This window comes from Pyxidicoccus trucidator (assembly GCF_010894435.1).
Taxonomy (GTDB): Bacteria; Myxococcota; Myxococcia; order Myxococcales; family Myxococcaceae; genus Myxococcus; species Myxococcus trucidator.
Genome location: NZ_JAAIXZ010000034.1, coordinates 1 through 19,594, shown reverse-complemented (window position 1 = coordinate 19,594; position 19,594 = coordinate 1). Strand labels below are relative to the sequence as shown.

Sequence of the window (19,594 nt, the reverse complement as noted above, 5' to 3'; positions counted from 1 at the left end):
AGCACACATGAATCGCACGGCACTCGCAGTCCTCTCGGGTCTCCTCGCGCTGACGGCGCCGTTGGCCTGCAGCTCTCAGTCGAAGTCCACTCCCTCGGCGGGCGACCAGGCGGACGTCGCCACGTCGAAGGTCAGCGCCCCCGTGGCGGTAGACGCGAAGCTCGACGGTGAGCGGGCCCACGTCACCCTCCGCTTCGACGCCCCGGCCACCGACGTCCAGGTGAATGTCTCGGGCGCGGACGGCCTGTCGGTCCGGAGCGCGGCCACGCCCGTGGCCGGCACCAGCTTCATGAAGGCGGGCGAGACGTCCTTCGACGTGGAGTTCACGCCCGGGCCCGGCCGCTCGCACCTGGTGGTGGCCGTCACCGGCAGCTTCCAGGGCAGCCACATGTCCAAGGTGGCGAGCTTCGCGGTGGGCACGCCCTCCGCCGAGCAGCAGAAGTCGTCTGGCACCACCGTGACTGGCAGCGACGGCGAGCGCATCAAGGTCATGCCGTCGAGCGACGCGCAGTAACCGCTGTCGCAGTCCTCCACGTGAGGCCCGGCAAGGCGGGCCGGGATGGACCGGAAGCAACCGGTTCGTCCCTGCCCGCCGCGCCGTTCGTCCCAGGCCCCGTGGAAGCCGTCCCCGCGCCCCGTTAGCCTCCCTGGCCATGCGCGAGCCCCTGAAGGACCCGCCGGTGCCCTGGCCCGGTGAGGTGCCCCCGCTCCCCTCCTGGGCCGTCTGGTGCGGGACGACGGCCTGGTGGCTGACGGATGGGCTGGTCACCGTCAGCCAGATGCGCCTGCTCCGGAGCCTGGGCGAGGTGGAGGGTTCCGAGGGCGCGATGTGGCGGATGGCCCTGGCGAGCGCGCTATTGTGGGTGCCCTTCACCGTGCTGGGCCTGCGGCTGGCAGAGCGCCTTCCCCTGGGGCGTGAGCGACTGGGCCGCGCCGTGGCCGCGCACCTGGGAGCGCTGGCGCTGGTGGTGCTGGGGCGCGCGGCCTTCGTCCTCCTCACGCAGGACGTCTTCGCCTGGTACGAGCGGCCACCGGGGGCGGGCGTGGTGCTCGTGCAGAGCGTGGCCAACAACCTCCTGACGTGGCTGCTGCTGACGGCCGGGGCGCATGCCCTGGGGCTGGCGCGCCGCGCGCACGTGCGCCAGCGCCGCGCCGACCAGCTCCAGGCGCAGCTCGCGGAGGCCCGGCTGCAGGGGCTCGCGGCCCAGCTCCGGCCCCACTTCCTCTTCAACGCCCTCAATGCCGTGGCCTCGCTGGTCCACCACAACCCGGACGGCGCCGAGCGGATGTTGGCGCGGCTGGGCGACCTGCTTCGCCACAGCCTGGAGTCCGGAGGACGCCAGGAGGTGACGCTGCGCGAGGAGCAGGCGGCGCTGGCGCCATACCTGGACATTGAGCGCACGCGCTTCGGGCCCCGGCTGGAGGTGGAGTGGCAGCTGGCGCCGGACGTGCTGGAGGCCTGCGTGCCCCACCTGGCCCTGCAGCCCCTGGTGGAGAACGCCATCCGCCACGGACTGGCGCCCCGGGCCGAGCCCGGCCGCGTGCGCATCAGCGCCGAGCGGGACGGCGAGGCGCTGCGCGTGCGTGTACGGGACGATGGGCTGGGGCTGCCCGGTGGAGTCGCACCGGCGCGCGGCGGGGGCGTGGGCCTGTCCAACCTGCGCGCGCGCCTCGCCACCTTGTACGGCCCCGGGGCCGCGCTGGAGCTGAGGCCCGACACCCCGCGCGGCACGGTGGCGGAGCTGCGCCTGCCGCTGCGCGCGGCACCGGGAGGGAAGGCGGCATGAGCGGCGGGACGGGCGAGGCCCCCCTGCGCGTGGCGGTGGCCGACGACGAGCCGCTGGCCCGCGAGCGCCTGCGCGCGCTGCTGGCCTCCGAGCCGGACGTGGCGCTGGTGGCCGAGGCCTCCAGCGGCGCGGAGGCGGTGCGCGAGGTGCTCACCCACGCGCCGGACGTGCTGCTGCTGGACATCGAGATGCCGGCGGGAGACGGCTTCGAGGTGCTGCGCGCGCTGCCACCCGAGGCCGTCCCCGTGGTGGTCTTCGTCACCGCGTGGCAGCGCTACGCGGTGCAGGCCTTCGAGGCGCAGGCGCTGGACTACCTCCTCAAGCCGTATGACCGGGAGCGCTTCCGCGCCGCCCTGGCCCGAGCCCGGCAACAGGTGGAGCTGGTGCGCCGGGCCGACGCAAGGCCGCGCCAGGAGGCGCTGCTGTCGGGGCTCGCGCTGGCCGAGGTGCCCCCGAGACGGCTGCCCGTGAAGGAGGACGGTGTCATCCGCTTCGTCGACTGCGCCGCCATCACCCACGCGGAGGCCGAGGCCAACTACGTGCGCGTCCACACGGCGGGCGGGCAGCACGTCCTGCGCGAGACGCTGACGCGCCTGGAGGAGCGGCTGGACGTGCGGCGCTTCGTGCGCGTGCATCGCTCCGTGCTGGTGAACCTGGACCACGTGCGCGAGCTGGAGCCGCTCTCCCAGGGCGAGTACCTGCTCGTGCTGGACACCGGCACCGCCGTGCGCACCGGGCGCGCCCACCGCGCGCGCGTGGAGCAGGCGCTGGGACTGGGCCCCGGCGATCCCGGCGCGCGCTGAGGGCCGTCCCCGCCCCGCGCCCATCCATCCCTCGCTCCGCTCGCTTCGTCCCCGCGCCCCGGACAGCCCCACGCGGCCCGGCTACCTGTGGGCCACGGCGCGAGAGGGGCATCGCCTCCTCCGCCCCGTGCGTCACCCTCACGAGGAGAGAGAGCATGTCCCCGAAGTTCCGTCACGTCCCCGCGCTGCTCGCCGCGCTGGCCCTGCTGCAGACCCCGTCCGCGTCCGCCGCGCCCCGCGTGCCCGAGGTGTTCCTCCCCGGCCTCGTCTCACTGCCGGGGCAGGAGGAGTACCGCATCGCCTTCACCCCGGACGGGCGCACCGCCTTCTGGGGCGTGGGCGAGGAGCTGTTCCCCGTCTCGCGCCAGGCCACCATCGTCTACTCCGAGTGGCGGCATGGCCGCTGGAGCGAGCCGCGCGTGGCCCCCTTCTCCGGCGTGCACAGCGACATCGACCCGTTCATCTCCCCGGACGGCCGCCGCCTGTTCTTCTCCTCCATCCGCCCCGTGAATGGGGCGCCGCGCGCGGACGTGGAGCTGTGGGTGGTGGAGCGACGGGGGAACGGCTGGAGCGAGCCGCGCCACCTGGGCGCCGCCGTCAACAGCACCTCGGACGAGCTGTACCCCAGCGTGGACGCGTGCGGCACGCTGTACTTCGGCTCTGACAGGCCGGGCGGCTACGGCATCTGGGACATCTGGCGCGCCTACCCGAGGGCGGACGGCACCTACGGGCCCGCGGAGAACCTGGGCCCCGCCATCAACACGGAGAGCCTGGACTTCAACCCCACGATTACGCCCGACGGCGACACGCTCCTCTTCGCCTCCATCGGCCGCGAGGACGGCTTCGGCTACGGAGACCTCTACATGGCGGAGCGTGTCAGGGGACGGTGGCGGCCTGCGCACAACCTGGGCCCCCAGGTGAACACCGCGCAGGACGAGTACCACCCCTCCCTCTCACCGGATGGGCGCACCCTCTACTTCGTCCGACACGAGTACGAGCCCGAGTACCTGCCCGCGGACCTCTTCCACGTCCGGACCCGGGGGCTGCTGGGCCCACACGTGGCGCATGACGCGGACGCTGACTCCGAGGAGTAGCAGGCCCCAAAAAAACACAGCGGGAAGCGCGCCCCCCGACGCACTTCCCGCCGTATGAGCCACTCTGACGAGGGCTCCAGGACTTCAGACTCCAGAAAAAAAGCATTGGGAGCACGCCCCCTCGACGTGCTCCCAATGACCACGCGCTCCCACTTTGGAGCGCCCCCTGCCCCGTTTGAAGCCAGCCCCCCCGGGCCAACTTCCCCCCACCCTCAGACGCTGAGCGTCCGAAACCTTGAGTGCCGTCAACGGCCCGGCCCTCCGCGACCACCTCTCAGACGCTCTGCGTCTGAACCCTTGGGCAACAGCGGCTCTGCCCCTGTGCCCCCACCCTTCAAAAATAAATACGCACGACGCCCGGATTCTTGAGTGCGGCCCTATTTATTTTTTCGAACCCCACAGCGGAACACACCCGCCGACGCCTCCACCCGCTCAGCCCGCGGCCTGCGCCTCGGGCTCCAGGTGAAGGGGCGCATCCGCCAGCTTCCGGACCAGCCGTCGGCGCACCACTTCGACGTGCTCCCGGAAGAAGTAGAGATTCTCGGAATATGAGAGCGGCATGGGGATGCGGTTCACCTCGCGCTCCGCCTCGTCCAGCCGGCGCATCATGTCCGCCAGCATCTCCCGGTCCGGATTCTCCTCGAGCTGGAGCTCGATTTCCTTGAGGCGCGCGTACCAGCGGAAGATGCGCGAGCGCACCCGCCACAGGAGCAGCGCCGGCACGGCGCGCACGAGCGGCACCAACACGGCGATGATGGGAACGAGCATGACCCACAGCCGGTCCACCAGGTTGGCGGCCCAGAACGGCAGGTAGCGCTGGAGGAGCGGGACGCCGGACTGGTAGTAGCGGCGGGCCTCGCTGCTGAGCGTGAAGCCCGTCTCCAGCGGCGCGGGGAACTCGCCCGTCTTGTCCAGCATGCCCGCCTTGCCGTGGACGTCGCTGGCGGCGCGCAGCAGCAGGTACGCGAGCGCGGGGTGCAGCGAGTCCTTCGCCACGAGGTTCGCGGTGGGCGAGATGAGCGCCACGTCCTGCGCCGGGATGTCCGCCGCCAGGTCGAACACGCCGCGCGGCAGCACGTGCCGGGAGAGGTACGTGTACCGGCGGGCATAGGCCTCCGCGCGGGCGAAGCTGAGCAGGTGGATGCCGGGCACCGCCGCGAGCTTCTGGATGGCCGGAGACTCCGCGGTCGACACGAGGAACACCGCGTCGAGCTTCCCCTGCTTGAGCTGCTCGATGGACTCGTCGCGGCTGAGCGCCAGCAGCTCCGTCGGCGCGGCGTCCACCTTGTTGGCCTTCAGCATCGTCAGGGCCAGCGAGCGCGTCCCGCTCTCCTCCGGGCCCACGGCGATGCGCCGACCGCGCAGCTCCCGCACGTCCTCAATCGGCTCGCCCCGGTAGAAGACCCACAGCGGCACATAGGACAGGGCGCCGAGCGAGACGACGCGCGTGGCAGCCTCCGCGCTGACGGCGCCGCTCTGGACGAAGGCCACGTCGACCCCGGCGGTGTCGTCGGCGAGCAGCTCGATGCTGGTGATGGAGCCCTTCGTCGGGCGAATCTCCAGGGTGACGCCGTGCTTCGCGAGAATCTCCTGGTACTTGCGCGCGAAGTACCGGAAGCCTCCTTCGTCCTGCGGCGTCGCGATGACGAGCGTCTTCGGGGGCGCGGGCTTGACGAAGTAGAACGTCCCGGCGAACGCAAGGCTGAGGAGGGCAATCGCGGGGCCGAGTGTGAGCCACAAGTCCCGACGCTCCGTGCGCCGGAGCTGGGCCTTCAGCAGGTCCGTCTTCTTCATGGTGGCGCGGAGTATAGACGCCACCCGCGAGTCTCCGTCGTGCCAGGCCGTCAGGAGCCCGGGCGGGCATGCGGACGCCAACGGCCCCTGGCGGCGGGACGCGCCCCCACCGCCAGGAGCCCCACTTCACTCAGTCGTCGCCGCGGCGCTTGGCGCGCCCCCGCGCCCGACCTGCCTGGGTGAGGGTGCTCTCGCGCCGCTTCTGCTCCCGCCTCGCGAGGGGGTCCGTCTTCTGGGCCAGGTGGGCCCGCTCGCGCCGCAGCTTCTCGAAGCTGTCGAGCCGCGCCTGGGCGAGCGTGCCCCCGGCCACGGCGGCACGCACCGCGCAGCCCGGCTCACCCTGGTGCTGGCAGTCCGTGAACCGGCACCCGGGGGCCAGCGCGAGGATGTCCGCGAAGGCCTGGTCGAGGCCCTCCTCCTCCCCCCACAGCCCCAGTTCGCGCACGCCGGGGCCGTCGATGAGGAGCCCACCGCCGGGCAGCACGAAGAGCTCGCGGTGGGTGGTGGTGTGACGGCCTCTGTTGTCCTCCTCGCTCACCGCCTGCGTGGCCAGGCGCTCCTCGCCCAGCAGCCGGTTGACGAGGGTGGACTTGCCCACGCCCGAGGAGCCGAGCAGCACCCCCGTCTTCGCGACGGGCAGGTGTGAGCGCAGCACCTCCACGCCCTCGCCGGTGCGCGCGCTCAGGGCGAGCACCGGCACGCCGGGAGCGAGCGCCTCGACTTCCAGGACGCGCTCGGCGGCGTCGGCCAGGAGGTCCGCCTTGCTCAGCACCACCACGGGCTCCGCGCCGCTGTTCCACGCCAGCGCGAGGGCCCGCTCGATGCGGCGGGGGTTGAAGTTGTCATCCAGCCCGGCCACCAGGAACACCACGTCCAGGTTGGCGGCGATGAGCTGCGCCTCGCGCTCGCGGCCCGCCTCGCGCCGCATGAGGACGCCGCGGCGTGGGAGCACGGCCTGGAGCAGCGCCTCGCCCTCGCCGGCCGGGAGCTGGAGCGCCACCCAGTCGCCGATGGCGGGCAGCGCCTCGGCTTCCGAGGCATGGTGGAGGAGCCGTCCCGCCGTCCGCGCGAGCAGGACGCGGTCGGAGGTCTGGACGGAAAGCAGCCCCCGTGCCTGCCGCACCACGCGGCCGGGGACGAGGGACAGGGAGGACTGCGAGACGACGACGGAGAATGCGTGGGCGAGGTCTGGACCCCAGCCAAGGGACTCTAGAGACACGGGAAGGAACTCCGGACACGGCGGTGCCTGAGGCGCACCTGGTTCTTCAGGGCACCCGGAGGGAAGCGGACCGCGTAGCGCCGGACCTTCGTGGCCGTCTAGGCGGCCCGCATCCTCGGGGCGAACAGGGCTGTCACCACAGGGACAAGGGGGGCATCCACAAACGCCTCCAGAGGTGCACGGGGCGGCGGCCATCACCACCCGGTGAGCCCTGACATAGCAACTCTTCCGGGCCGCCGCACGCGCCGCGCGGCCGGAATCCGCTCCTTCGACTGTCCGGAACCGGGCAGCGACCTGGAAATGACAAAGGGGGGTGGCGCCCCCTGAATCAAGGTCCCATGTTGCCGGCGGAACGAGCGCCCCTGGCCCAGTGCCCCCAACATCCAGGCCGCTCCCCAGCAGCTCTTCATCTTGGAGGGCCACCCATTGAGTGCCGCAGTCGACGTGCGCGGCGTGACATCCCGCCAGCCTGGTCCCGCCGTCCTCCTGGTGGAGGACTCGGAGGCCGACGTGCTCGCGCTCCAGCGGGCCTTGCAGCCGCTCGGCCTCGCCCTGGTGTGCGTGACGTCCGGCGAGGAGGCGGTGCAGACGCTGGCCCACCATGACTTCGTGGCGGCGCTGCTGGACGTCCGCCTGGCGGGGGCGTGGGACGGCTTCGAGACGGCCCGGCGCATCCGCGAGGACCCGCGCCACCCCGCCGTGCCGCTGCTGTTCATCACCGGCGCGGCGGAGGACTCGCTGCTGGCCGTGCGCGCCTACCGCGCGGGCGCGGTGGACTTCCTGCAGAAGCCCCTCTTCCCGGAGCTGCTCGCCGCCAAGGTCGGCGTCTTCCTCGAGCTGTGGCACGCAAGAGACGGAGAGCGGCGGGAGTTGCGCGCCCGCGAGGCCCTCGCGCAGGACCGCGCGGAGGAGGAGCGGCGGCGGGTGGACTCGCTCAACGCCACGCTGGTGACCCAGCAGGAGTGGCTCCAGTCCGTCCTGCAGCGGCTGCCCGTGCCCCTCATCCTGGTGGAGTCCGGCACGGCCCGCATCCTCTTCGCCAATACGAAGGCGGACGAGCACTGGGGTGCCCCCTTTCCGACGGCGCTGACGGAGGACGACTACGCGCGCGCCTTCACCTTGAGGGACATGGAGGGCCGTGCCCTCGCCGCCACGGAGTACCCCGCCGTGCGCGCCGCCCGGGGAGAGACGCTCACGGGGCTCCAGTACCTCGCCGATACGCCCCGGGGACGGCGCGCCCTGCTGGTGGACACCGCGCAGGTGCCGGCCATGGGCGAGCGGCACGCCTGCGCCGTGGTGACGTTCCAGGACATCACCTCCCTGGAGGAGGCCGAGCAGGCGCTGCGCAAGCAGGAGCAGGAGTACCGCAGCCTCGCCGAGTCCATGCCCCAGGTGGTGTGGACGGCGGGGCCGGACGGCCGCACCGACTACATCAACCGCGTCTTCGCGGACTTCATCGGCACAAGCGTGGACGTGGCGCTCGGGACGTCGTGGTCGGAGCACATCCACCCCGAGGACCAGCCCCGCGTGTCCGAGCGCTGGCGGGAGACGCTGCGCACCGGCGACCCGTACGACATGGAGTACCGCATGCGGCGCGCGGACGGCCAGTACCGCTGGTTCCTCGTGCGCGCCCTGCCCATGCGGGACGAGCAGGGCCACGTGGTCAAGTGGTTCGGCACCGCGACGGACGTCGACGACGCCCGGCGCGCGGCGGAGGACAACGTCCGCCTGTACCAGGCCTCGCAGCAGGCCGTGCGCCTGCGCGACGAGTTCCTGTCGGTGGCCAGCCATGAACTGAGGACACCCCTCACCCCCATCCGGCTCAAGGTGCAGGGGCTGCAGCGGCAGGTGCAGGCCGGAGTGGCGATTCCGGTGGAGAAGATCTCCTCCGCGCTGGAGGCGGTGTCCACGCAGACGCGGCGGCTGACGAACCTGGTGGACGGGCTGCTGGACGTGTCGCGCATCAGCGCCGGGCGGCTGGAGCTCAACCCCGAGCCGATGGACCTCGCCCTGCTGCTGCGCGACATCCGCGCGGCCTTTGAGGCGGAGTGCACGAGGGCAGGGTGCGACCTGCGGCTGCATGCGCCCGCGGCGGTGGTGGGGCCCTGGGACAGGCTGCGGCTGGAGCAGGTCGTCACCCACCTGCTGGCCAACGCCCTGAAGTACGGCGCGGGCCGCCCCATCCACCTGCGCGTGGAGGAGCTCCACGGGAGCGCGCTCCTCACCGTGGAGGACCACGGCATCGGCATCGACCCCGAGGCGCTGCCACGGCTCTTCGGCAAGTTCGAGCGGGCCGTGTCCGAGCGCCACTATGGCGGGCTGGGCCTGGGCCTCTACATCAGCCGGCAGATTGTCGCGGCGCACGGCGGCACCATCCGAGTGGAGAGCCAGCCCGGCCAGGGCGCCCGCTTCGAGGTGATGCTGCCGCTCGGCCCTGCTCCGACCTGAGTCGCCTCATACAGGAATTCCGGGTGTGGGACAGGCGGCTCCGACTATCCTGCGGGGCCCCCACCCCTGTCGGCGTCCCCCACCCACCATGACGACTCCCCCTCCCGAGGAATCCGCGGTACTGGCCGTCCAAGCGTCGCCTGCGACGGCACCCGCGGACCTCGGAATGAAGCGCGCGGTTTCCCGCTGGGAAATCGTGGGCTTCTCCATCAACGACGTCATCGGCAGCGGCGTGTACCTGCTGCCCGCGGCGGCGGCGGCGACCCTCGGCTCGGCGAGCGTGGGCGCCATCGTCCTCGCGGGGCTGGGCGTGTTCCTCCTCGTGCTGTGCTTCGCGGAGGCGGCGAGCTACTTCGACCGACCCGGCAGCGCCTACGTCTACACGCGCGAGGCCTTCGGTGGGCTGGTGGGCTTCGAGGTGGGGTGGATGACGTGGCTGGCCCGCGTATCCTCGGTGGCGTCGCTCTCCGTGGGCTTCTCGCGGGCGCTGGGCTACCTGTGGCCGCAGGCCAACGCGGGACTGGGGCAAGGGCTCGCCATCGCCCTGCCTCTGTTGCTGCTCACCGCCATCAACGTGGTGGGCGTGAAGTCCGGTGCGCGCACGGCCGTGTTCCTGGCCATCACCAAGACGCTGCCGCTGCTGCTCTTCATCGGCGTGGGCTTCTTCTTCGTGTCCGCGCCCCTGGCCATGTCCGTGGAGCCGAAGGCGGATGGCGGCCTGGGGGCGGCGGTGCTGCTGCTCCTCTTCGCCTACGCCGGCTTCGAGAACACGGCCGCGCCGGCCGGTGAGTTCAAGAACCCGCGCCGAGACGTGCCCTTCGCGCTGGTGGTGCAGATTGGCGTCGTCACCTTCATCTACACCGCGGTGCAGTGGGTGGCGCTGGGCACCCTGCCGGGTGTGGTGGACTCGAAGACGCCGCTCGCGGACGCGGCCGCGCGCTTCCTTGGCGGTTGGGGCGGGCTGCTGATGACGGTGGGCGCGGTGCTGTCCATCCTCGGCACCAACAGCAACACCGTGCTCGCGGGGCCGCGCTACCTCTACGCGCTGGCCCGGGACGGCTTCGGGCCGGCGGCGCTCGCGTCCCTGCACCCGCGCTTCCGCACGCCGACGGTGGCCATCCTCACCCAGACGGCCATCGCCCTGCCCCTGGCCTTCTCGGGCTCGTTCGAGCTGCTCGCCACGCTGTCGGTGGTGGCGCGGCTGGCCACCTACTTCGGCACGGCCCTGGCCATTCCCGTGCTGCGGCGCAAGCTCCGCCAGCAGCCGGGCGCGTTCCGCATCCCCGGCGGGCCGGTGGTGCCCGTCGCCGCCGCCGCGCTGTGCGTCGTCTTCGCCCTGAGCGCACAGCCGCGCAACCTCATCGCCGGTGCGGTGGCGCTCGCCGTGGGCGGCGTGCTGTACGCGCTGCGCAGTCCGCCCCGAACGGAGACGCCGGAGTAACGGGCCTCAGCGGCGCTTCCACCGCGCGTCTTCCTTCTCCACCGTGAGGAGGATGCGGATGGCGGTGATGGCGGACTCGACGTCCACCGGGTCCCCCGTCAGCGCGTCGCGGTAGAGGAAGGACTCGCCGATGCGGATGATGACGTAGGCCAGCGCGTCCAGGTCCATCACCGGCCGGATGAGTCCCGCGCGCACGCCGTCCTCCAGCGCCGCGCGGATGCTGGCGGCGCAGCGCTGCTCCACCGTGCTGCTGCGCGACATCAAGATGCGCATCGCGTACTCGGCGTCCTGCTGGACGAACGTCCGGAGCGGCGCATCCGTCACCAGCAGGTGGAACAGCCGCTGGGTGATGTCCGCGAGGAGCTCCGGCCCCTCGCCCAGCGCCTGCTTGCGCGCGGTGGAGAGCGCCACCTCGAAGAGGGACGAGATGACCTCGCCATAGAGCAGCTCGCGGGTGCCCACCCACCGGAACACCGTGGCCCGGTTGACGTCCAGCGCCTGCGCCATGCGGCCGATGTCGAAGCGCTCGCCCTTGTTCCACCAGTCCAGCGCTAGCGCGAACAAGTCCTGGGGCGTGGCCTTCGACGGCGCATCCAGCCGGCGCGCCAGCGGCGTCACACGGGCGGGCGACTGTCGCGTGCGGCGGGCCGGTCGCTCCGGAGGTCCGGAGGGGGCGTGGCGCCTGGGCGCGCGGGGTGGCTTCAAGTCGTGCCCTCCAGCAGCTTGCGCCGACGGCGCCGCGCTCCCGCCACCACCAGCCGCTGGTAGAAGGTGGGCAGCAGTCGCTGCATCAGGTCGATGAAGACGGCGTCACCGCCGATGAGCTGGCGCCGCCGGTTCTTGAGGATGGCGGCGAGGATGTCGGAGGCGGCCCGCTCCGGCGTGGTGGAGAAGGACTTCTCGAAGTCCTTGTTGGAGCGCTCGTCCACCCACCCCTTGCGCTGAGTCACCCGCGCATTGCGCGCGATGTTGGTCTTGATGCCACCCGGGTGGACACAGGTGACGCCGATGGGAACGCCCTCCACCTCCAGCTCCTGGCGCAGCGCCTCCGTGAAGCCCTTCACCGCGAACTTCGCCGAGTTGTACGCGCCCTGGGTGGGGACGCCGATGAGGCCGAAGACGCTGGAGACGTTGATGACGTGGCCCTCGCCCGCCGCGCGCAGGTGCGGGAGGAAGGCCTTGGTGCCGTGCACCACGCCCCAGAAGTTGATGTTCATCAGCCACTCGAAGTCCTCGTACCGGGTGTCCTCGATGGTGGCGCCCAGCGCGACGCCGGCGTTGTTGACGATGATGTGGACGGAGCCCAGCTCCCGCACCACCTCGTCCGCCCAGCCATGGACGGCCTCGCGCTGGGCCACGTCCACCCGCGTGGTGCGCACCTGGACGCCGTGGCTGCGGCACTGCTCCGCCGTCTCCGCCAGGCCCAGCTCATTCACGTCGGACAGCGCGACATGGCAGCCGTTGCGCGCCAGCAGCGCCGCCGTCGCCCGGCCAATGCCCGAGCCCGCGCCGGTAATCGCCGCGACCCTGTCCTTCACCGTCTTCATGGGGTGCCTCCAGTGCGTCGTGCGGAAGACGAGGGCGGGCGCTCAGGCATGGGCCAGATTCCGGGACGGCGCGGGCAGCGCGGCGAGCCTGTGGCCGTGGGGGAAGATGGCGACGTACTCGGAGGGCTCGAAGCGCTCCACGCGGCGCCGGTACGTGAAGGTGAAGCCCGGCCAGAGGGTGGAGTTGCGCCCCGTGGCGTCCAGGTACCAGCTCACGCAGCCGCCCTGCATCCAGACGGTGTCCGCCATGCGGGTGTCGACGTGCTGGATGAACTCGGCCTGCGCCTCGGGCGTGGGCTCCACCGCCGCCAGCCCCCGGCCCTCCAGGTAGCGCAGCGCGCCGAGCACATGCTCCAGCTGGCTCTCAATCATCAGGATGACGGAGGTGTGTCCCAGCCCCGTGTTGGGCCCCAGCACCAGGAAGAGGTTGGGGAACCCGCTCACCGACGTGCCAAGGTGCGCCTTCATGGTGCCGCCCCAGACTTCCACCAGCGAGCGCCCTCCGCGCCCGTGGATGTGGTGGGCGATGGGCATGTCCGTCACGTGGAAGCCGGTGCCGAAGATGATGGCGTCCACCGGATGCTCGGTGCCGTCCGCCGTGACGAGGGAGTGCTCGCGCACCTCACGGATGCCGTGGGTGATGACGTCGACGTTCTGCTTCGCGAGCGTGGGCAGGTAGTCGTCCGACACGAGGACGCGCTTGCAGCCCAGCGTGTAGTTCGGCGTGAGCTTCGCGCGCAGCGCCGGGTCGGGAATGGCCTGCTTCAGGTGCCGCAGCGCGCGCCGCTGGGCCAGCTTGAGAATCCAGGGGTTCATGAACCCCAGCGCCAGCACCTCGCGAAGCGCATAGATGAGCCCTCGCGTGAGCCGCTGCGCGCCTGGCATGCGCTGGTACAGCCGCCGCAGCCCCTCGCTGATGGGGCGGTCCTTGCGGGGCATGACCCAAGGGGGCGTGCGCTGGAAGAGGAGCAGCCGGTCCACCTGGGGCTGGATGGCCGGGACGAACTGGACGGCGGAGGCGCCGGTGCCGATGACGGCCACCCTGCGGCCCGACAGCGCATAGCCGTGGTCCCACCGCGCCGAGTGCATCACCTTGCCCTGGAACCGCGCCAGACCGGGCACCTCTGGAACGGCGGGCTCGCTCAACCCGCCCACGGCGGAGATGAAGACGTCCGCGGTGTAGGGCCCCTCGGAGGTCTCGATGTGCCAGCGCTGCCGGGTGTCATCCCAGCGGGCCTCGCGGACCGCGTGCTGGAAGCGCACGTGCGGTCGGATGCCGAACCGGTCCGCGCAGTCGCGCAGGTAGGCGTGGATTTCTCCCTGGGGCGAGAAGGCGCGGGACCAGGCAGGGTTCGGCGCGAAGGAGAACGAGTAGAGGTGGGACTGCACGTCGCACGCGCAGCCCGGGTAGGAGTTGTCGCGCCAGACGCCGCCCACGTCGTGGGCCCGCTCGAAGATGACGAAGTCCCGGAGGCCTTCCTGCTTGAGGCGGATGGCCATGCCGAGGCCGCCAAAGCCGCTGCCCGCGATGGCGATGTGGAAGTGCGGCGGTTGAGGGGGCACTGGAACCTCCAGGAGGGGAGCCCATGCTACGCGGGGGCATCATGAAGCAGGATGCGTCAGATTGGAATGATGACGCATCCGGGGCGTCAGGCAGCGAACCTGCCGCGCGCCTTCCCGTCGGCCCCTGGAGGGAACGGGCGGTGGGGGACTCCCGAGGCATACTGCGGGCTCATCCCTCATGCAGGGAGCGCGATGCCGCTCACAATCCAGCCCGCCAACGCCGAAGTCCTCCTTGGAAAGAGCCTCCGCTTCACCGCCCGGGACACGTCCACCTCACCGGCCACCACGCCCGAGGACATCACCTGGAAGGTGGTGGACCCGCCCGGCGCCGGCACCATCGAGAGCGACGGCACGTACACCGCTACCTCGGACACGCGCTTCCCGAAGCCTCATGAGAACCTCGTCACCCTCGAGGCGACGAACGCCGCCACCGGGGAGAAGGCCACCACGTTGGTGGAGCTGGTTCTCTCCTGGCCCGAGGGCTGGCCCTGGCTGTCCGACGAAAAGCTCCCCTGGGAAGAGCCGGAGCGGAGCTGGGTGGGACGCATCCTCTACGACGTCTTGAAGGCGCTGCCGGAGGAGCTCGTGAAGGAGATGGGCCCCATCCCCATCCGGCGCGTCCCGGCGATGGCGAACGCGGGCGGCCACTACTACTACGACCACGAGACCGACCATTACATCGACATCTCGGACGCGACGCTCATCTACGTGCGGAAGCTGCAGCCCCCGACGCCCGAGGACTACCGGGCCATGGGAGACATCCTGCTGCACGAGCTCGCACACGTGGTGATGTCCAATCGCTGCGGGGGCTATCCCAAGCGCCGCGCGGATATCGTGGGCGTGGTCAACGGAGTCGTGTCCTCGTTCGGAACGCAGGTGCTGGCCGCCGGGAGGTTCTTCGCCTGGCCGCTGCTTCTCTTGGAGATAGGGCTCGGGGCTACCACCTCCGCGCTGGATGCAGCCGTCTCCCGCGACTTCATGTCGAAGTATTGCGAAGCCACCGGCTGGGTCATGAACAACTGGAGCGCCACCAAGATCCCCCTGCTCGGGCTGTTCCTTCCGTGGTTCCAGACCGAGTCGCCCAACTACGTCGCGGCGACGCTCCCGTCCGGACTCATCAACATGAGGAACACGGTGCTCGGGCATCGCGAGCAGGTGCTCCAGAAGGAGATGGCTGAGCACAAGGCGGAGGTGAAGCGGCGCGAGGAGGAAAAGAAGAAAAAGGAGGAGCAGGAGAAGAAGGACAAGGAGGAGGAAAAGAAGAAGGCCACGACGCCTCCACCGGCCACCACCACTCCGCCGGCCACCACCACTCCGCCGGCCACCACCACTCCACCGGCCACCACCACTCCGCCGGCCACGACGACACCCGCGTCCCCATCTACGTCCACGCCCCAGCCCCCACTGCTTCCGGGCAGGTCGGAGCAGGACGTGGAGGCGCTCCTTACCGCCGCCGGCATGCCTTCGTTCTACGCGACGCACTCCCCCCAGGAGGACTTCGCGGATTCGCTCCTCTTCGCGGTGGTCGGCGACGCCAAGCGCATTCGCCACACCGCGAAGCCCATCGCGAAGCTCGGCAGCGTCCGCAGGGACTTCCTCTCCGAGCACGGCCTCCTTGCGAAGGATTGGGACCCCACCCAAGGGCCCGTGTACGACCTGCCCAACCTCGGAGGTGCCAGGACCGCCACCTGGTGGAAGGTCGACACGACGCCTGCCGCGGGCACGAGCACCGCGGAGCCCGCGGCCGTCAAGGCACGCGCCCTGCTGCAGCAACAGAAGGAGACGGTGACTCGGGCGCTGGCCGACTGGGAGAAGGGCCCGGGCCGGCACATCGCGCGCAACCGCGACATCCTCCAGGCCATCGTCCCGGCCACCGAGGAGCCCACGACACTCACCCTCGCGCGCCGCGCCGAGCTGCACGGCGACGGGCTGCGCCGGTACGCGGACACCGAGAAGGCACCCCACCCCACCACGGCGGGAGACCTGCTGCTCGACCGGGACGCCACCGTCTGGATGGTCACCCACGTGGACGAGCGGGGCCGGATGGCCGCCGCCACCGGCCGGCTGGGACTGGAGCCCGGCATGACGGCGAAGGACCTGGAGGTGCCTCGGGAGCAGCTCGCCTACCACTGGCCTCCGAGCACCGAGCCGCGCGTCCTGGCCTCCGGCGACTCCGCCTCCCCCGGCTATGCGGACGTCAACGCCGCGCTGCGCGAGCTCATCGGGCTGTGGGGCACCGAGGAAATCACCGGCGACACGGAGCCGCGCGGACTCCAGACGGTGGGCGGCTTCCTCCGGGAGCTCGTCGCCGTGGCGAAGCTTGGAGACAAGGGCCAACCGCTCACGGGCACCGAGGACCTGCACGGCACGCTCGCCTACCTGGACACGCACGGCGCGGGGCTGGTGCCCTACGTGCCGGGCGAGGTTCGCGTGCGCGTGGGCGACGTGCTCATTCCCTACCATCGCAACACGCTCGCCGTCGTCACCCGCGTCAACGCTCGCGGTGAGCCGGTGGACGTCCTCACCGGCGGCACGCACACGCCGGGACTCATCGGCGAGTCCGCGTCCGCCGTGAAGCTGTGCCACGCCGTGGCCCCCGCCGACTTCCACTTCATCTGGGTGCCGTCCGCCCACTCCCGCTCCTGGACGCAGTCCTCCGAGGAACCCATGCGCGCTGTCTTCACCGACCTGAATGCCTCGCTCAACCACGTCCGAAGCCACGCGGGACGCGACGAGGCCCGGCGGGGAGAGCAGGCGCAGGACTTCTCCAAGCACGCCCCACACCAGGTCTTCCTCGGCCTGATGCTGGAGAAGGGCTGCACCCCGGAGGCCCGCAAGGCGCTCGCGCCCCTGTGCTGGCAGGCGCCCCGCTCCGCCCTCCCCAACTTCTTCTACCGCCATGAAGGCGCGCGCGGGCGCTCCCCCGTGAAGCCCGGTGACCTCCTCTGCTGGACGGATGCCGGCGGCACGAAGCGGGAGGGGCTCGCGCTCGAGGTCCACACCGACGGCGCCACCACGAAGACCATGGTTCTCACCGACCAGGGGGTGCTCGAGGTGTCCGACACACCCGTCGCGCTGGCGTCCCTCACCGAGGTGTTCACTCCCTCACTCCAGCCCCGGGAGCTGGCGGGGAACGCGGCGGCCCGCGAGTTCTATGGCACCCCTTCCGCGCTGGCGGAGTTCGTCGCGCGGAGGGACCCGGACAAGAGCTGGGAGGACCGCACGGTGGAGGGAAGCCAGCGGACCTTCTTCTACAAGGAGCCCACGGACGTGGCGGCGCTGCTCTCCCTGAAGGCGCCCGCCTGGGTCCGCACGCGCATCCTCCAGCGCCATGACTTCAACGGTGTGCGCGCCGCCTTGGACACCCTGGGCACAGGGGTGCACCGCTACAAGCGGGGCACGCCACTGCCCCCGGGCACCTGGCTCTTCACGGACCACACCCTCGGCGTGGTGGTGGCCACCACGGAGGAGGGCCAACCGGCGGTGCTCCTCACCTTCTCGCAGGAGGCGCTGCGCTACGAGCCCTTCGACGCGGCCGAGCCCCACGACTTCTGGGAGCCCTCCGCCACCGCGCGGCGCTACACGGAGGACCTCAACGACGAGGCGTACACCGACCTGGGAGCGGAGCTGGGCCGGCTGCGGCTGTGGGCGCAGGACCTGGGAAACGACACCCTCCCTGACAGCCCCTTCTTCAACCACGACACGTATCTGGCCGAGGCGAAGCTGAAGCCCGAGCTGAAGACACTCCTGCGCAAGGGCCCGTCCGACCTGAATGCCTGGCTCGTCTACTTCCTGGAGTACGGAGACGGAGTCCGGTACGGCGCCGAGCCCCGCCCGGGGGACTTCGTCTTCCTCGAAGGAGGCGGCCACGGGGTGGCGCTCGACGGGGGCGAGGTCCTCAGCTTCTCGCGCCAGACGCTCGACATCTCACCGGCCCGGAAGGTGAAGCACATCTGGCGTCCCACGGCGCGCAAGCGGGCCTAGCGCGCGCGAGCCGCGGGGAGCCTGTCATGGCTTCCCGCGGAGTCTCCTGGAGGCCCATGGCTGGAGCAGGAGGGGGCCCGGCTGCTTTCCTGGTTCGGGTGGATATGTTGGGGTCCGGCTGTTAGTGCAGGCGTTCGCCAAGGAGCCGTCGTGTTTCGATTCGAGAACGACCGGGCGCTCATCGAGTCCTTCCGCTCGCGAGACCGCCGGGTCATCGAGATGCCCGAGGGCATCACCTTCCCGCTCTTCGTCCGGGACTACCTCGCGTGGATTGAGACGTCCGGCGCGCGCGTGTACCTCATCTTCTCCGCCCCCGGCAGCCGCAAGCCCATTGGCATCATCTTCCGCCGCGAGCCTCCGGGCGGGGAGCCGACCTACCGCATGTGCGAGTGGTGCCACAGCTATGGCTCGTCCAGCGAGGTGGGGATGCTCACCACCGACGTGGACAACAGGCGCCGCGTCGGCGTGACGCTCTGCAATGACCTGCGCTGCAAGGAGAAGCTGGAGGACGCGGCGGACCGCTCCGGGCGCCACCCGCTCCAGTACTTGGAGCAGCTCAACGCGCGCATGTTCCGCTTCGCGCACGAGGCACTCGGCATCGAGGCACAACCCCAGCCCACCGTGTAGTCGCGCGGCGGGCGGCGGAGAGCCGGGAGTGCGGTCCCCACGCTATCAAGGGTTGGTGGCTTGCCGTACTCCCCTCGCCCGACCGTGGAGTCCGAACCCGCGGTCGCACTGGGAGGAGTCACGCATGAATGCAACGCAAGCCACGCGCACGGCCACCGTCGAAGGCGTGCAGCTGCACTACGAGGTGCACGGCCAGGGCGCCCCGCTCGTCCTGCTGCATGGGTTCACCGGCGCTGGCGCGGACTGGCGGCACGTCTTCGACTTCGACGCGCTGGCGCAGCGGTACCAGCTCATCGTGCCGGACCTGCGCGGCCATGGCCGGAGCGACAACCCCTCGGGCGCTTTCACCGTGCGGCAGTGCGCGACGGATGTCCTCGCGTTGCTCGACCAGCTCGGCATCCCACGGTTTCGCGCCATCGGCCTGAGCCTGGGTGGGAACACGCTCCTGCACATCGCCACCCGGGAGCCGGCGCGCGTGGAGCGGATGGTCATCGTCTCCAGCCCGCCCTACTACCCCACGCAGGCTCGCCGCATCATGGCGACGCTGACGGAAGAGACGCGCACGCCGGCCGAGTGGGCCGAGATGCGGGCGCGCCACTCACTGGGGGATGAACAGATTCGCGCGCTGTGGCGATACGGGCGCGGCTTCGCGGACAGTCACGACGACATGAGCTTCACGCCGCCGCTCCTGGCCACCATCACCGCGCCCACGCTCATCGTCTACGGTGACAGCGATCCGCTCTACCCCGTGGAACTGGGAGTGGAGCTGTACCGCTCCATTCCCCAGTCCCGCCTGTGGGTCGTCCCCGGTGGGGGCCATGGCCCCATCTTCCAGGAGCATCGCGACGCCTTCGCGCGCACGGCGCTGGCGTTCCTCTAGAAAGCTTCCGTGGAATTGACGCAACTGGATTGCGACAATCGCGCCTGGGTTCCCGGCGCGAGCGCTGTGTCGCTGGAGCGCCAGTAATCACTGGCGCCGCGCGGTTCAGATGAGGCGAACCGGCCCTCGCGAATGCACTCCTCCGCTGAGGACCGGCTCCCTCCTTCCCCATCTCCCACGCCCGAGCCGTCCGACCGAGCGAGCCGTGCTGCCCCGCCCTCACTGCCGTGCTGCCCCGCCCTGCCCGCCGCCCTTGCTGCCCATACCGCAGTGCCGCCCCGACCTTCCCCCCGCCCGCACCACGGTTGCTGCCTTGATTGACCCGATGCCTGTGCCGCCTTGCTGCCCCGTCCTACCCGCCGCCCGTACCGCCTTGCTGCCCCGTCCTACCCGCCGCCCGTACCGCC

General features: G+C 71.2%; 14 protein-coding genes. 9 read left to right on the top strand and 5 right to left on the bottom strand.

What is annotated here, in order from left to right:
- Positions 1-7 precede the first annotated feature (7 nt).
- From G4D85_RS46995 to G4D85_RS46980, 4 genes are all read left to right on the top strand, one after another.
- Positions 8-514, top strand: a complete 507-nt coding sequence (locus G4D85_RS46995) for a hypothetical protein (protein ID WP_164021405.1) — start codon at positions 8-10, stop codon at positions 512-514.
- Between the two features lie 139 nt (positions 515-653).
- Positions 654-1,787 carry a sensor histidine kinase gene (locus G4D85_RS46990; protein ID WP_164021403.1) on the top strand — a complete coding sequence of 378 codons (1,134 nt, stop codon included), beginning with the start codon at positions 654-656 and terminating at the stop codon, positions 1,785-1,787.
- The gene (locus G4D85_RS46985; protein WP_164021401.1) at positions 1,784-2,590 is read left to right on the top strand and encodes a LytR/AlgR family response regulator transcription factor; all 807 of its coding nucleotides are present in this window, start codon (positions 1,784-1,786) and stop codon (positions 2,588-2,590) included. Before G4D85_RS46990 ends, G4D85_RS46985 begins: the two co-directional genes overlap by 4 nt.
- 155 nt (positions 2,591-2,745) lie before the next feature.
- Positions 2,746-3,684, top strand: coding sequence for a TolB-like translocation protein (locus tag G4D85_RS46980; protein ID WP_164021399.1), 939 nt, complete (start codon positions 2,746-2,748; stop codon positions 3,682-3,684).
- 432 nt (positions 3,685-4,116) lie between these two features.
- On the opposite strand, the gene G4D85_RS46975 is transcribed toward G4D85_RS46980, so the two are convergent.
- Both G4D85_RS46975 and rsgA read right to left on the bottom strand, forming a co-directional pair.
- Positions 4,117-5,478 (bottom strand): TAXI family TRAP transporter solute-binding subunit, encoded by a 1,362-nt coding sequence (locus G4D85_RS46975; RefSeq protein ID WP_164021397.1) that lies wholly within the window; start codon positions 5,476-5,478, stop codon positions 4,117-4,119.
- 130 nt (positions 5,479-5,608) lie between these two features.
- Positions 5,609-6,697 (bottom strand): ribosome small subunit-dependent GTPase A, encoded by a 1,089-nt coding sequence (gene rsgA / locus G4D85_RS46970; RefSeq protein ID WP_164021395.1) that lies wholly within the window; start codon positions 6,695-6,697, stop codon positions 5,609-5,611.
- A 426-nt stretch (positions 6,698-7,123) separates the two neighbouring features.
- Between rsgA and G4D85_RS46965 the strand changes: the two genes are divergently transcribed.
- Positions 7,124-9,145: a hybrid sensor histidine kinase/response regulator gene (locus G4D85_RS46965; RefSeq protein WP_164021392.1), complete on the top strand. Its 2,022-nt coding sequence runs from the start codon at positions 7,124-7,126 to the stop codon at positions 9,143-9,145.
- A 166-nt stretch (positions 9,146-9,311) separates the two neighbouring features.
- Complete coding sequence (locus G4D85_RS46960) at positions 9,312-10,586, top strand: APC family permease (RefSeq protein WP_164021390.1); 1,275 nt, start codon at positions 9,312-9,314, stop codon at positions 10,584-10,586.
- 6 nt (positions 10,587-10,592) lie between these two features.
- Here the strand turns inward: G4D85_RS46960 and G4D85_RS46955 are convergent, their stop codons facing one another.
- The 3 genes from G4D85_RS46955 to G4D85_RS46945 are packed head-to-tail and all read right to left on the bottom strand — an operon-like array spanning position 10,593 to position 13,696.
- The gene (locus G4D85_RS46955; RefSeq protein ID WP_164021388.1) at positions 10,593-11,291 is read right to left on the bottom strand and encodes a QsdR family transcriptional regulator; all 699 of its coding nucleotides are present in this window, start codon (positions 11,289-11,291) and stop codon (positions 10,593-10,595) included.
- Entirely contained in the window at positions 11,288-12,133 is an 846-nt protein-coding gene (locus G4D85_RS46950; protein ID WP_164021386.1) for an SDR family NAD(P)-dependent oxidoreductase, read from the bottom strand. Before G4D85_RS46950 ends, G4D85_RS46955 begins: the two co-directional genes overlap by 4 nt.
- A 42-nt stretch (positions 12,134-12,175) precedes the next feature.
- Positions 12,176-13,696, bottom strand: a complete 1,521-nt coding sequence (locus G4D85_RS46945) for a flavin-containing monooxygenase (protein ID WP_240359931.1) — start codon at positions 13,694-13,696, stop codon at positions 12,176-12,178.
- A 192-nt stretch (positions 13,697-13,888) separates the two neighbouring features.
- On the opposite strand from G4D85_RS46945, the gene G4D85_RS46940 reads away from it, so the two are divergent.
- From G4D85_RS46940 to G4D85_RS46930, 3 genes are all read left to right on the top strand, one after another.
- Positions 13,889-17,680, top strand: a complete 3,792-nt coding sequence (locus G4D85_RS46940; protein WP_164021380.1) for a hypothetical protein — start codon at positions 13,889-13,891, stop codon at positions 17,678-17,680.
- Positions 17,681-17,830: 150 nt separating this feature from the next.
- On the top strand, positions 17,831-18,307 hold the full coding sequence (locus G4D85_RS46935; protein WP_164021384.1) for an FBP domain-containing protein: 477 nt from the start codon (positions 17,831-17,833) through the stop codon (positions 18,305-18,307).
- A 124-nt stretch (positions 18,308-18,431) separates the two neighbouring features.
- Positions 18,432-19,187 (top strand): alpha/beta fold hydrolase, encoded by a 756-nt coding sequence (locus G4D85_RS46930; protein ID WP_164021382.1) that lies wholly within the window; start codon positions 18,432-18,434, stop codon positions 19,185-19,187.
- Positions 19,188-19,594: the final 407 nt, after the last annotated feature.

Bases quoted from the DNA above. Each gene is read 5' to 3' on its own strand.
- G4D85_RS46980 (WP_164021399.1), top strand. From the start codon at position 2,746: ATGTCCCCGAAGTTCCGTCACGTCCCCGCGCTGCTCGCCGCGCTGGCC.
- G4D85_RS46950 (WP_164021386.1), bottom strand. From the start codon at position 12,133: ATGAAGACGGTGAAGGACAGGGTCGCGGCGATTACCGGCGCGGGCTCG.
- G4D85_RS46995 (WP_164021405.1), top strand. From the start codon at position 8: ATGAATCGCACGGCACTCGCAGTCCTCTCGGGTCTCCTCGCGCTGACG.
- G4D85_RS46940 (WP_164021380.1), top strand. From the start codon at position 13,889: ATGCCGCTCACAATCCAGCCCGCCAACGCCGAAGTCCTCCTTGGAAAG.
- G4D85_RS46930 (WP_164021382.1), top strand. From the start codon at position 18,432: ATGAATGCAACGCAAGCCACGCGCACGGCCACCGTCGAAGGCGTGCAG.
- G4D85_RS46960 (WP_164021390.1), top strand. From the start codon at position 9,312: ATGAAGCGCGCGGTTTCCCGCTGGGAAATCGTGGGCTTCTCCATCAAC.
- G4D85_RS46985 (WP_164021401.1), top strand. From the start codon at position 1,784: ATGAGCGGCGGGACGGGCGAGGCCCCCCTGCGCGTGGCGGTGGCCGAC.
- G4D85_RS46975 (WP_164021397.1), bottom strand. From the start codon at position 5,478: ATGAAGAAGACGGACCTGCTGAAGGCCCAGCTCCGGCGCACGGAGCGT.
- G4D85_RS46990 (WP_164021403.1), top strand. From the start codon at position 654: ATGCGCGAGCCCCTGAAGGACCCGCCGGTGCCCTGGCCCGGTGAGGTG.